General features: G+C 70.9%; 13 protein-coding genes. 7 read left to right on the forward strand and 6 right to left on the reverse strand.

Going from position 1 to position 11907, the window contains the following annotated elements; genetic code table 11:
- Positions 1–90 precede the first annotated feature (90 nt).
- Complete coding sequence (locus ABT070_RS24385; protein WP_351763958.1) at positions 91–297, reverse strand: acyl-CoA carboxylase epsilon subunit; 207 nt, start codon at positions 295–297, stop codon at positions 91–93.
- Between the two features lie 208 nt (positions 298–505).
- Here ABT070_RS24385 and ABT070_RS24390 point away from each other — a divergent pair, with 208 nt between their 5' ends.
- Positions 506–1033 (forward strand): SigE family RNA polymerase sigma factor, encoded by a 528-nt coding sequence (locus ABT070_RS24390; protein WP_351763959.1) that lies wholly within the window; start codon positions 506–508, stop codon positions 1031–1033.
- A 136-nt stretch (positions 1034–1169) separates the two neighbouring features.
- The gene (locus ABT070_RS24395; RefSeq protein WP_351763960.1) at positions 1170–2369 is read left to right on the forward strand and encodes a hypothetical protein; all 1200 of its coding nucleotides are present in this window, start codon (positions 1170–1172) and stop codon (positions 2367–2369) included.
- Between the two features lie 130 nt (positions 2370–2499).
- Here the strand turns inward: ABT070_RS24395 and ABT070_RS24400 are convergent, their stop codons facing one another.
- Positions 2500–2952 carry a nuclear transport factor 2 family protein gene (locus tag ABT070_RS24400; protein ID WP_351763961.1) on the reverse strand — a complete coding sequence of 151 codons (453 nt, stop codon included), beginning with the start codon at positions 2950–2952 and terminating at the stop codon, positions 2500–2502.
- A 102-nt stretch (positions 2953–3054) separates the two neighbouring features.
- Between ABT070_RS24400 and ABT070_RS24405 the strand changes: the two genes are divergently transcribed.
- Positions 3055–3495 carry a MarR family winged helix-turn-helix transcriptional regulator gene (locus ABT070_RS24405; protein WP_351763962.1) on the forward strand — a complete coding sequence of 147 codons (441 nt, stop codon included), beginning with the start codon at positions 3055–3057 and terminating at the stop codon, positions 3493–3495.
- An 8-nt stretch (positions 3496–3503) separates the two neighbouring features.
- Here ABT070_RS24405 and ABT070_RS24410 read toward each other — a convergent pair whose 3' ends face one another.
- On the reverse strand, positions 3504–3875 hold the full coding sequence (locus tag ABT070_RS24410) for an amphi-Trp domain-containing protein (RefSeq protein ID WP_351763963.1): 372 nt from the start codon (positions 3873–3875) through the stop codon (positions 3504–3506).
- 361 nt (positions 3876–4236) lie between these two features.
- Between ABT070_RS24410 and ABT070_RS24415 the strand changes: the two genes are divergently transcribed.
- Positions 4237–5691, forward strand: coding sequence for a hypothetical protein (locus ABT070_RS24415; RefSeq protein ID WP_351763964.1), 1455 nt, complete (start codon positions 4237–4239; stop codon positions 5689–5691).
- A 304-nt stretch (positions 5692–5995) separates the two neighbouring features.
- Here the strand turns inward: ABT070_RS24415 and ABT070_RS24420 are convergent, their stop codons facing one another.
- Both ABT070_RS24420 and ABT070_RS24425 read right to left on the reverse strand, forming a co-directional pair.
- On the reverse strand, positions 5996–7174 hold the full coding sequence (locus tag ABT070_RS24420; protein ID WP_351763965.1) for a hypothetical protein: 1179 nt from the start codon (positions 7172–7174) through the stop codon (positions 5996–5998).
- A gap of 182 nt (positions 7175–7356) precedes the next feature.
- A complete protein-coding gene (locus ABT070_RS24425) occupies positions 7357–7887 on the reverse strand; it encodes a GNAT family N-acetyltransferase (RefSeq protein WP_351763966.1) in 531 nt (176 codons plus the stop codon).
- Positions 7888–8364: 477 nt separating this feature from the next.
- On the opposite strand from ABT070_RS24425, the gene ABT070_RS24430 reads away from it, so the two are divergent.
- The 3 genes from ABT070_RS24430 to ABT070_RS24440 are packed head-to-tail and all read left to right on the forward strand — an operon-like array spanning position 8365 to position 11458.
- Positions 8365–9990, forward strand: a complete 1626-nt coding sequence (locus ABT070_RS24430; RefSeq protein ID WP_351763967.1) for a PP2C family protein-serine/threonine phosphatase — start codon at positions 8365–8367, stop codon at positions 9988–9990.
- A complete protein-coding gene (locus ABT070_RS24435) occupies positions 9990–11075 on the forward strand; it encodes a cobalamin B12-binding domain-containing protein (RefSeq protein ID WP_351763968.1) in 1086 nt (361 codons plus the stop codon). Before ABT070_RS24430 ends, ABT070_RS24435 begins: the two co-directional genes overlap by 1 nt.
- Positions 11072–11458 (forward strand): STAS domain-containing protein, encoded by a 387-nt coding sequence (locus tag ABT070_RS24440; protein ID WP_351763969.1) that lies wholly within the window; start codon positions 11072–11074, stop codon positions 11456–11458. The genes ABT070_RS24435 and ABT070_RS24440 overlap by 4 nt, the downstream gene beginning before the upstream one ends.
- Positions 11459–11501: 43 nt before the next feature.
- Here the strand turns inward: ABT070_RS24440 and ABT070_RS24445 are convergent, their stop codons facing one another.
- Positions 11502–11849, reverse strand: a complete 348-nt coding sequence (locus tag ABT070_RS24445) for a PRC-barrel domain containing protein (RefSeq protein ID WP_351763970.1) — start codon at positions 11847–11849, stop codon at positions 11502–11504.
- Between the last annotated feature and the right edge of the window lie 58 nt (positions 11850–11907).

Below are 11907 nucleotides of genomic sequence, written 5' to 3' on the forward strand. Positions count from 1 at the left end.
CCACCGACCGACCCACACCCCACAACCCAAACGCTCACAACCCCACCCCACGACCCACGACCACAACCACAACCACAACCACAACCAGGCCTACCGCCAGCTGCGCGGCGAGCGGTAGCCCGAACTACCGCCCAGGCCACGCCACTTCGGTACGCCCCCGACCGGCCCCTCATCCACATCGGCGCGCCGGGCGGCCAGCAAGGACGCCACCACCGCCACCACGGCGGCGACCTCCGCCTCCGTCACTCCACCGCCCGCCACCCGCACCACCGCATCCCGAGCGACCTCGCTGCCCATGTCCCCACCTCCCTACAGCCGTCGGTACTCCCTCTGGCCCCCAACCCTCCACCACCCCGCTCAAAACCAACCGGGGCCCCGCTCGAAACCCACTCACCCCTCCCCCACGCGCACCGCGCCGGACTCTCGCCGAACTCATCTGAAACATTTGCCCCGGCCCACCGCGTCTGTGAGGTGTAGGCCAACGGAAAGGCACCCAGGGGTGGGAATGAGAAGGTCCCGGACATCGTCCCGGACAGATGAGTTCATGGAGTTCGCCACCGGACGTGCCGGGCATCTGCACCGCTCCGCGTGCCTGCTCACCAGTGGAGACACTCACCTCGCCGAGGATCTGGTGCAGGAGACGCTCAGCCGGATGTACACCCTGTGGGGTCGGATGTCCCGGATCGACAACCCTGCGGCGTACGCCCAGACCGTTCTCGTCCGTACCTTCCTGACACACCGGCGGCGGTACTCCGCGGGCGAGCGCCCTCTGGCAGACCTGCCGGACGCGCCGATGCCCCGGAGCACGGACGACCCCGCTCTGCGGCTGGCACTGCTCCAGGCCCTGCGGGAACTGCCGCCCAAGGACCGGGCGGTGGTGGTGCTGCGGTACTGGGAGGACCGCAGCGTGGAGGAGACGGCGGACGCGATGAACGTCAGCTCCGCGGCCGTACGCACCCGCTCGACCCGGGCGCTGGCCAAACTACGCGAACGGCTCGGCGGCACCCTCACCGAACTGATCACCCCGGCCTGACCGCCCGGCGTGATCCCCGAGTCCGACCTCCTCCCGTTCGTCTCCCCACCGCTTCGAACAGCCGGGCCGACGAAGGCCCGTCCCGTTCATCGCTCCGCACTCCCGTCCGCACCAACACAGGAACTGGTGGTTCCGTATGCCCTTCGAAGACGAGCTCGGGAAGGTGCTCCGCGACACCGCGGGCTCTTTCACCGCCGACCGGCGTTCCCTGGCGGAAGGCAGCCTGCTGCGCGGCCGCCGCAGGCTGGCCCGCCGCCGCGCCTCCGCTGCGGCCGGAAGTGCGCTGGCCGTCGTTCTCGTGGCGACGGCCGGTGTCCAGCTGAGCGGCGGGCACGACGGTGACGGCAAAGTCGGCGGTCTGGCCTCCACTCCGCCACCGGGGGGTGCCTACGGGCATTTCGCGGTCACCGCCGAGGAAATGGAGAACATCCTCCAGAACGGCATGGACCGGTCCGGGATCGCCGTCGCGCACCCGAAGCTCCAGGCCACGGGCAGTTCCCGAGCGAGCCGGTCGGCGACGGCCTCGATCGACTTCGGGGACGGCTTCGGCGCGGCGAGGGTCACGCTCTCGGTGCGCCGCGTCGACCCGGCCGAGCAGGACCTGAGGAAGCTGATCACCTGCCCGCCCGAGGACGGTTCCCTGTACGAGGAGTGCACGACACAGCCCGACAACCGGGCCGTGAAGGGGTACACCGAGGCGGGCAAGGCGGGCGGGATCAAGAAATGGGCGGTCACGATGGTCTCGCCCAGCGGGTACGTCATCGAACTCGCCACCCACAACGTGGAATCGACGGTCAACGCCGGCACGGAACCCGTGACCCGCAACCCCCGTATGAACCCGGGCAAGCTGCGCTACCTGGCGATGTTCGTCGACGGTTCGTTCACCGCCGCCGGGGAGCCCAACTCCCTGGGGACGCTCGAGCCCGGCACCCGGGCCGAGCCGGGCGACATCCTGCCCCTCCTTAAGGATCTGTTGCCCAAGCGCCTCCAGGTCTACTCGGAGGGTGGCACCGGAGCCGACGGCCATGTCGTGGTCGTCGACTCCGACAGCGGCAAGCGGACGTACATCGAGGCCGCCCGGATCGCCGGCGACAAGGAGGCATGGAACGAGACCCTGTCCGACGGCACCAAGGTGGGCACCCGGCAACTGCCCGGCCAGCGGCCGGGAGTCGTCCGGCTCCGGGTCGACACACTCCGGGTGAACGGGCTGTGGATGTCCGTCTCCGCCTACAACGCTCCGAGTCCGACGTCCGAGAAGAGCGGCGCCGCCCCCTTGATCACCATCGAAGAACTCAGGGCCATCGCCATCAGCCGGTCGTGGCTGCTCGCCCGGTAGCGTCGGCCGGGCGACGAGACGTTCCGCCCGTCGGACGGGGTCCGGCTCGGTGATCAGAACCCGCGCGGGGTGAGGCACCGGGACGGGCGATCGGCCCGGCGGACGATCGGCCCGGCGAACGATCAGGCGATCACTTGGCGGGATCACCCGGGACGGGAGCGGGGACGACCCGCGGTGTCCCCTGCGTCCAGGCGAGCGTGATCAGCATTTCGCTGAACCTCCAGCCCGCCGGGGTCAGCACGGCGGTGCAGGCCGATCGCAGGCCACTCGACCGGTGGGGTGGTTCGCCGTCCCGGTAGAAGTACACGAGCTGGTTCGCGGTGGCCTTCGCACGGTCGCCGTCGACATGCACCAGCACGTCACCGTGCACGTGCTGGGTGCGCTCCCCCTCGACCTGGCCGCGCTTCAGCAAGGCGGTCACTTCGTCGAGGCCGCGCAGCTCGCCGTTCGGCCCACGCACCACGACGTCGTCGTGGTAGACGGTGGCGACGTCGTCGTGGCGGCATTCGTCCAGCAGGTTGGCCAGGCGGGCGAACAGTTCGGCGATCTCGACGCGATCGGCGGTCTGGGCGGCTAAGGACACGACATCTCCCTTGACGGCTACTCCGACATTGGTGGGACCAACACTGTGGAGGGACACTACCGATGGAGTGTTGGTCCCACCAACACTTATAAAGTGGCCGTCATGGACGAGATCCCCGAGCGCCTGTCAGTGAAGCCGAGCTGGTTGATCACCCAGCTGGCCGTGCACGCCCGTCGGCTGGTGTTCGGCGGTTTCACCGCCACCGGGGCGCGTGGGTACCACTACCGCATCCTGGCGGCACTGCACGAGTTCGGGCCGGCGAGCCAGGCAGAGCTCGGCCGCCGGTGCCGCGTCGACCGCAGCGACGTCGTGGCGGCCGTCAACCGACTGGTCGAGCAGGGCTTCGCCGACCGGGCGCCGGACCCGGACCATGGACGGCGCAACAAGGTGACCCTCACCGCGGACGGTGTCCAGCAGCTGCGGCACATGGATCAGGTGCTCGATCAGGTGCAGGACGACCTGCTCGCACCGCTGTCGGCCGAGGACCGGCAGACGCTGACCCGTCTGCTCGGCCGCGTCCTCGCCCACCACGAATCGCGGTGACCGCCCGCTCAGGCCGTCTTCGCCGCGGACGGCTTCGCGCTTCTGCTCCTGCCGGCGCCCGTGCTGCTCCGGGCGGGTTTGGCAGGCGCCCTCTTCCGGCTGGTGGCGGTCTTCTCGGTGCCCGCGACCGCCCGCGGTGGCACCGACCGGGTCGGGGCGGTCGGCCACTTGAACTCGAACTCCAGCTCGATCTCCCCGTCGCCGACCTCGACCTCGATCTCGGTGCGCAGATCGTCGGGGATCCGCAGACTCAGCGTCCCAGGACCGAACTCCAGTTCCACGTCCCCGCCCTCCCTCAGCGCGGCCGCGAGCGCCGTGAGCTGGTCAGCCGCCTCCAGACGTGACAGCGAGCGCTTCTGCTCGAACTTGAGGTCCTTCATGAACGCCTCCGATCCGGCATGAACAACACATCACGCCAATTCTGGGGTCATGCGCGCAATCGGACATCCGCTGCGGTCGAACGGCACGCAGGTCAGTCCCTCCGTCCCTCCGTCGGGCACGGTGCGGTTGCTCGAAAGGTCGCGGAAGTCTTCCCCGTCGGCTGCCCCTCAGCCCTTGAGAGGTGCTGCCCGGCCGGTCCACGCTGATCGGCACGACGCCGACGGGACACCCCGGAACACACGGGATGTCACGTGACCGGCACCTGAAGAGGAAGCACACGGACAGACGGACATGGTGCGCAGAGCAGAACAGGACCCGGCGTCCGCGCAAGCCGGCCGACAGCCTGCCCGGCCTTCGCCGGTGCCCGCGGCACCCGGCGCGGCGGCTCGTGTATGGGCCGACCTCGCCGGCCGAGGGCTCGCCACCCGAGCCGACGCGGACACCATCGCCGCGCTGCAACGCAGCGTCGGCAACGGCGCGCTGAGCCGGACGGTGGGCGCGGCGGGCGGCGCGCGCAGCGGTGGCCCGGCCGGGTCCGCACGCCATGTCGTGCAGCGGATCGGCACCCTTCCCGGCGGCAGCTACCCGACGCACCGCGAGGAGGAGGACAGAGGCCCGCACTTCATGGAGCAGGAGCAGGAGCCGCGGGTGGTGGCCGGCAGCGGCGCGACCCTGGGCCCTCCCGGCGTCCCCGAGCGCATCCGCTTTCCCGCCCGTGAGGTCAAACCGGCCGAAGCGGGTCTGCGCGTCGCCGACGACGGCACGCTCGCCGTGCTCGACAGGGACGAGCCGAAGGAGTTCTACGCCGTCCAGCAGGTCGTCGACGCCGCCAACGCCTCCCTGGACGCTGCGGGCAGCATCGTGCGCCTCGCTCTCCAGGGCAGGAGCATCACCGTCGGCGGCCGGCGGCTGTCCCGGGTGCAGCCGGTGCTCGCGCAGCAGACGCAGCAGTCGTCGAGCGAGGAATTCGTCTCGCTGGTGCGCAGCACCTGCATCACGGTGGCCTGCAAGTTGATGGGCTCCAGCCGGGACAAGACGAGCCGGGTCGTGCTCGGTGGCGGCGCCGGGGGCTTCGACATCACCCCCGGCTCCGACAGCGATCCACGGATGAGCAGTCTCGCCGGGCAGATCGCGTCCTCACCCGACGGCGGTCTGGACGTGCCCGGGGCGGTCGACGCGGCCGGGGCCAGGGACCGGGCGGCGCCGGACAACGGCAAGGTGTACGGCGAGGCCGTCAGGAACGGCGGACGGGACGGGACCGCCGCTCGGCTGGGTGTCAATCAGCACGCTTCGCCCCGTGTCGGGGAGGGGTTCGCGATCTTCAGCATGGCCGCCGAGGACGAGCGCGACCACTCCGTGCAGCCGCCGGCGGCGCGCGGCGACAACGTCTGGGGGTATCACTTCGCGGCCGTGGTCGCCTCCTCCCTGGACGGCAGCTGCCGGGTGACGCTGGAGAACTACGCGCGCAACGACTTCGACAGGGTCGCGCGTGAGGAGCTGTACGACACGCTCTACCAGCGGGCGAAGAAGTCGGGCGGCTGGTTCAGCGCCGTCAGCGCGCTTCAGGAGACCGACGACCAGCAGGCGTTCAAGAAGAAGTTCGACGACGTGATGCGCAGGCTCTGCACGGACCCGGCCATCAAGGAGGTCCAGGGACTCCCCCGGCGCAGGCTTCAGGAGGACTTCGAGGACCACACCGGTCGCGCCTGGTTCTTCCGCGTCTACGGCGGCGGCCCGGGCGAGAGCTTCCACGAACAGCAGTCCGCCTCCGGCTACTTCAACAATCCACTCACCGTGCGGGTCGCCAGACCCTGAGAGGCGGACGGGGCCGGGCGGACGCCCCGCCGCTGGCCGGGTCGGGCCGCACGCTGCATCGGCACGCGACCGACACCCGCCAGGCCGAGTGGCTGGTGGATCTCACGGCTGGGCCGATCATCTGGAGCCACGCCCACGTGAAGGCCGCGGTGAGCGGTGCGGTGCGCGCACCGCTCACCGACCTCGTGCCGCTCCCGTACGGCCGCCGCACCTCGGCCGACGGGTCCGTCGAGGTGCGCGGCGACTCGGACCTGCCGGCCCTCGCCCAAGGTCTGCGGGATCAGAGCGCCGACCCCGAGCGTCGCTACGTGCCGCTGTCCGGAACCGGCGACGTGGCTCGGTCCGTGTCCGTGGCCGCGGGGGAATCACCGGCGGCGTCACGGACCCCGGCCAGCCGCAGTGTCACGAAGGCCGTCAGTCCCGCCAGGACGCCGAAGGTCAGAGCGGCCGGGACACCGGTGCCGAGTCTGGAGAACAGGTACACGGGTCCCCATACGCCGACGGTGTCATCGATCACCATGTGCAGCACCTGGCTCGTCAACAGCCCCAGCACGGTGGCACAGACCGCGCCCACCGCCATCGCCGGCGCCGTCGTGCGGGTCAGCAGGCCCGGCAGCAGCCGCAGCGACCACCACACCACAGCCAGCACGAGCACGTCGGCGGCCCGGTACAGCAGCCAGTCGCCGAGCGCCCCGGTCGAGGGGTCCGTCCACGCGCCGAGCAGCAGCCACTGGCGCAGCAGGTCGCCGGGCTCGGAGAGCAGGCCCCCGCCGCCGAACGAAGTCTGGATCCAGGCCGCCACCGACTGGTACGACAGGAGCACCACCGACAGCGCGACCACCACGGTCCCGGCGCTCGCGGCCAGACGAGCGGCGCGCGGCGGCACACTCCGCCGGGGCAGCGGGTCCGCCCCCTTGGCGGTGAGACGCGCGACGAGGACCGTGAGCAGGGCGGTCAAGAGCCCCGCGAACACCGTGACCGGCCCGCTCGACGCGATCACACTCGCCAGCTGCGGCAGGACCCGGTAACTCCCGTGGCCCCGGGATGCGATCAGCCACGGCGCGGAGACCGTCACGGCGAGCGTCGCGGCCACGGGGCCCCAGGCCCACAGCGCGAGCAGCGTGGCCGGCGTGCGGCCCGGCGTCGGCGGAATCCTGCGGATCAGCAGCAGCGCGCCGGCCAGGAAGAACACGAAGACCGCCACGAACCTGATCTGCATCGCGGTGCTGTACAGATCGCTGTACTGGGAACCTCCGGTCGAGGCCGTGTCCCCGCCCGCGGTGCCGTCGGACAGCGAACCCGACGGAATGTCGTACGACCAGGGTGCGAGCCATCGCCGGAGTTCGTTCACGGAATCGATGTCGAACACGCCGGTGGTGCCGGGCAGTTGCAGTGCCTGCTCGCTCGCCCCCGCCCACCACAGCAACAACGTGATCAGCAGTCCCCCGGCCAGTGCCGGTATCACCGCATGGCGATATCTCATGGTGTCTTCCCCCGTCTTGGTCCTGCGTCAGTGAGTGTGGCGATCAGCCGAAGAGTGGGGGGCGATGATCGTCGGCAGCGTGTGCCGGCCGCACGGAGCCGTTCCCCGGGCCGCGTACCGCGTCGGTCGCCCGTTGATCGGCGTCGGCCAAGGAAAGGTGCGGAAACAGCGGTTCACTCGTCCTATCGGACGCGGGACGGTTTGTCGGTGGCGGCCGGACGGCGGGCCAGTACGCGCGTGGTGCTGCCGTCAGCCTCTTCGATGTCCCGGACGTGCTCGAAACCGATTCTGCCCAGCAGAGTCAGTGAGGCCTCGTTGGGCGCAGCCACGGTGGCATACACCTCGGTCAGTCCGAGGGTTTCGAAGCCATGGGCGACGATCGCCTCTGCCAGCTCGGTTCCCAGGCCGGACCCCCAGGCCGTCGGCGCGAGAGCGTAGATGATCTCGTGCCCTCCGACTGCGTCGGTCGGCTTGATCTCGGCATGCCCGACCAGGAGTCCGTCGCGACGAACGGCCCAGACATCGAACAGGTCCTGGGCATAGACCTTCGTGAAGATCCGCCCGAACAGGGCTCGGTCCGCCGCTTCGGAAGCGGGGCCGTCACCCATCCACCGCGACACCCTGGTGTCCTGGAAGAGAGCGACGAAGGCCTCTTCGTCGTCGGGGATGTACGGCTCCAGGAGCAGCCGCCGGGTGCGCAGAGTCGGGGTCACAGTCGGCGACGCTATCCACGCGGCATCCGAGTCGGCAAAGGACTTTCCCGTCAGCGCGCATCACCCGGCGCCTCGCCTTGTACCGTGCCGCTCTCCCAGCCGCCGGACGCGCAGCACGCCGGTCAGCGTCGTGAGGGTGAACCCGCCCGGCGCTCTCCGGCCGGCCCGCGCGAGCCCGGAGACCCACCCGACCCCGGCGATCTCGGGTCCCGCTACGGTCATGTCGAATGAAGAAGCGTTTGAACTCGAGCCATGCGGTCACCCTAGGGAGGGTGTCCTGCTCGCGTCCCTGTTCGTGAAGATCGTCGGAGTTCTGGAGTGACGTTGTGCGGGAAGGGGCCGGGCGTTGCATAGGTTCTGCGGATGCGAGATGGTTGCCGGACGGCAATCTTTTCGATCGGTAGAGAGGTGGTGGGGTACGCGCGATGCGTTCCCCCGCTTGTGACTCCTTCTCCAGGTATCTCCGGCAGTTCACGCGTGGGCGTCGGCACGGCGTGGAGTGACGCTCCCTACCCCGTGCTCGTCGTCGACCGCGGCGGGGACGTCGTCGGGACGAACGATGCCGCGCGCAGCCTGCTCTCCGATCGCACCGAGGAGAGTGTCACCGCGGAGGACCTGCCGCGCTGGCTCGCGGAGGCGCACGGCCGCCTGAACACCACCGGAACGCCGTCGGACGCCGTCTCGGGTGCCGTGGCGGGCCGTACCTTCGAAGCGCACCCCTCGCCCGCCGAGGGCGGGGACGTGGTGTGGTGGCTGGTGGAGAACACCGATCTCCGCCTGGCCGAGCAGGCGCTGCACAGCGAGCGGGAGCGAGCCGCGCTGCTGGCGGAGATCTCCGGTGCCCTGCTGTCGTCACTGAATGTGGACCGGTGCACGGAGGTGACGGCCCGGATGGCAGCTGATCATCTCGCTGACGCGGCGGTCATCGTCGCTCCCGCCCAAGGCCGCCGGCATTCCCTGACCCACGCGCGGGTGGGCGGTGAAGTCACCCAGGTCATGGTGCCGATCGACGCGAGGTCGGTGCCCGGACTGGCCGAAGCGCTCCAGGGTTTCCCGCCCGTTCCGACGCGGTGGATCGACCCGGAGGATCTCCCGGGCTGGGTGGTCCCACCGGGTTTCGACCGTCAGATCGGCTCGGTGATCGTCACCCCGCTGCCCGGGCACGGGATGCCGGCCGGGGTGCTGATCCTGCTGCGGTCCAGCACGCACCGGGCGTTCACGGACGGCGAGGAGGTCTTCGCCCGCCTGTTCGCCGCGCGTGCCGGAGCCGCCCTGTCGGCGGCGCGCCTGTACGCCGAGCAGGCGTCGATCACGGCCACGCTGCTGCGGGAGCTGCTGCCGCCGCGTCTCGAACGGGTGCACGGCGTCGAATACGCCGGGGCCTACCGTGCGTCGCAGGACCATGAGCGGGTCGGCGGGGACTTCTACGACGTCCACCCGGGTGCGGACCCCACCGAGGAAACGTTCGTCATCCTGGGAGACGTGGCCGGCAAGGGTCTGGAAGCCGCCGTGCTGACCGGGAAGATCCGCAGCGTGCTGCACGCGCTGCTGCCCCTGTCCGGTGACCACCAGCAGGTGCTCAGCCTCCTCAACGGCGCGCTGCTCAACTCCCACCACACCCGGTTCGCGACCCTGGTGCTGGCCTCCGTACGGCGGCACTCGGAGCAGGTGCGGCTGCGGCTGACCAGCGCCGGGCACCTGCCGCCGCTGATCGTCCGCGACGACGGCCGGGTGGAGGAGGCCGCCACCAGCGGCACGCTCGTGGGAGCGCTGCCCGACGTCCAGGTGCGCAGCGTCGACGTGGTGCTGGCACCCGGGGAGACCTGCCTGCTGTACACCGACGGGATCACCGAGGCCCGTGGCGGCCCGCTCGGTGATCAGCTCTACGGCGAGGCGAGGCTTCAGGAAGCCCTGCGCGAATGTGCGCGGATGCCCGCGGAGGCGGTGGTGGAACGCGTTCAGATGCTGGCCGCGCAGTGGCTGGACAGCGACCGCCATGACGACATGGCCACGCTCGCGATCACCAATCCCGTCGGCGGCCACGGCACGCCGGACATCGCGCGCGGGCTCGAGGGCCGCCACCCGTACCGGAAGGAGCTGTGATGGTCGGCGGCGAAGTCGACACCTCCCTGCGGGGGCTGTCGGAACGGCTGTGGACCGCGGTGATCGGCCGGGACGAGCCGACCGCGCTGCGGCTGGTGACCGCGGCGGCCGACGCGGGAGCCGACGGCGAGGCGCTGCTGCTGGACGTCGTCGCCGGTGTGCAGCACCGCGTCGGCATGGAGTGGGCCGCCAACCGCATCAGCGTGGCCGAGGAGCACGCGGCCAGCGCGATCACCGACCGGGTCATCGCCGCCCTCGCCCGCCATCCCGCGCCGACGCCCGCCCCGCCCGAGCGGGGGCGGGTCACGGTGGCCTGCGTGGACGGCGAATGGCATGCCCTTCCCGCCCGGTTCCTCGCCGAACTCCTCAGCCTGCGCGGTTGGCGGGTGGACTTCCTCGGCGCCCACACGCCCACCCCGCAGCTCATCGCGCACCTGCACCGGACCAACCCCGCCGCTGTGCTGCTGTCGGCCTCGATCCCCACCCATCTGCCCACCGCGCACCAAGCGGTCACCGCCGTGCAGTCCCTCGGCATCCCCGTCATGGTCGGCGGCGCCGCCTTCGGCGCGGACGGCCGCTACGCCCGGCTCATCCAGGCCGATGCCTGGGCCCCCGACGCGCGCGCCGCCGCGGACCTCCTTGCCCTCGGCCTGCCCGCCCATCGGGCGCAGCAGCGGCAGCAGATCGACGACCTGCCCCACCTCGCCGATCAGGAATACACCTTCATCAGGCAGAGCCGTACCGTCCTGGTCAGGCAGTCTCTGGCCGCCATGGAGGACCGCTGGCCGGGCATGCGGTCCTACAGCACCGCCCAGCGCGAACGGACCGCCGAGGACCTCGCCCACATCGTGGACTTCCTGGCCACCGCCCTCTACGTCGACGACGCGGCCCTGTTCACGACGTTCACGACCTGGACCGCGGGCATCCTCACCGCCCGCCGTGTGCCCGCCGGCAGCCTGCGCCTGGGGCTGGACATCCTGGCCGACCAGCTGCACGACTACCCCCGCGCCCTCGGCTTCCTCAAGAGCGCGTCCGACACCCTGCCGGCCATGCCCACCGGCCCCGGCCCGGGAATCACCGTATGACCCCCTGTCCCTCGGCCGCACTGTCCCTGTCCCTCCAGGCCGCCGACGCGCACACGCTGCGTCTGGCGATCCGTGGCTACCTCGACTACGACACCAGCGACGAGTTCACTCCCGCCGTGGACAAGCTGCTGGGCGCACACGCCGAACAGCACGGGCCGGCCCTGCGCCATCTGCACCTGGACTGGACGGAGCTGACCGCCTTCGACTCCAGCGGCCTGTCCGCCCTGCTCGGTCTGCGCCGCCGCACCCACCCGGCCGGCATCACCCTGCATCTGCACCACCAGCCCGCCCACTTCACCCGCCTGCTCGAAGTAACCGGCGTCATGGGCCACTTGACACAGCAGGCGCAGGAAGCGGGGTCCCCTGAGGCTGCGCTCCCCTGAACGGCGAGCGGCCCGCGCCCCTCAGGGGTGCGGGCCGCTTCCGTCAGTGGCCGGATCCGTGCCGGCCGCCCAGTTGGTCGCGGTGGCGCGGGTCGCCCAGGTAGGTGTCCGCGTCGAAGACGGGTGCCGACTTGGCCTGTGCCTTCGTCCGGGACAGCTGCACGATGCGGGCGTCGTGGTCGACGCCCAGGACGGCGCCCGACGGGATCACCACGTCCTTGCCGAGAACCCACAGGCCGGTGTGCACCACCAGGAACCGCGGACCGAGGTCCCTCGAGTACTTGCTGACCTTGCCCACGTGACCGTCCGTGGCGTCGACCTGGTATCCGGTCAGGTCGTCGTCCGGGGTGTGGCCGGCGGTCGGCACGTGGTGTGTGTGGTGTTGGCTCACGATGTCCTCCCTGTCGTCCTGCTCCTGCTGGTGCCCGCTCAGCCGCGCGACAGACATA

Source organism: Streptomyces sp. NPDC002884, from assembly GCF_040295245.1.
Lineage (GTDB): Bacteria > Actinomycetota > Actinomycetes > Streptomycetales > Streptomycetaceae > Streptomyces.

What these genes read in the sequence shown, in the direction of transcription:
- ABT070_RS24435 (WP_351763968.1), top strand. Translation starts at nt 9,990, where the DNA reads ATGGTCGGCGGCGAAGTCGACACCTCCCTGCGGGGGCTGTCGGAACGG.
- ABT070_RS24405 (WP_351763962.1), top strand. Translation starts at nt 3,055, where the DNA reads ATGGACGAGATCCCCGAGCGCCTGTCAGTGAAGCCGAGCTGGTTGATC.
- ABT070_RS24410 (WP_351763963.1), bottom strand. Translation starts at nt 3,875, where the DNA reads ATGAAGGACCTCAAGTTCGAGCAGAAGCGCTCGCTGTCACGTCTGGAG.
- ABT070_RS24395 (WP_351763960.1), top strand. Translation starts at nt 1,170, where the DNA reads ATGCCCTTCGAAGACGAGCTCGGGAAGGTGCTCCGCGACACCGCGGGC.
- ABT070_RS24420 (WP_351763965.1), bottom strand. Translation starts at nt 7,174, where the DNA reads ATGAGATATCGCCATGCGGTGATACCGGCACTGGCCGGGGGACTGCTG.
- ABT070_RS24385 (WP_351763958.1), bottom strand. Translation starts at nt 297, where the DNA reads ATGGGCAGCGAGGTCGCTCGGGATGCGGTGGTGCGGGTGGCGGGCGGT.
- ABT070_RS24390 (WP_351763959.1), top strand. Translation starts at nt 506, where the DNA reads ATGAGAAGGTCCCGGACATCGTCCCGGACAGATGAGTTCATGGAGTTC.
- ABT070_RS24440 (WP_351763969.1), top strand. Translation starts at nt 11,072, where the DNA reads ATGACCCCCTGTCCCTCGGCCGCACTGTCCCTGTCCCTCCAGGCCGCC.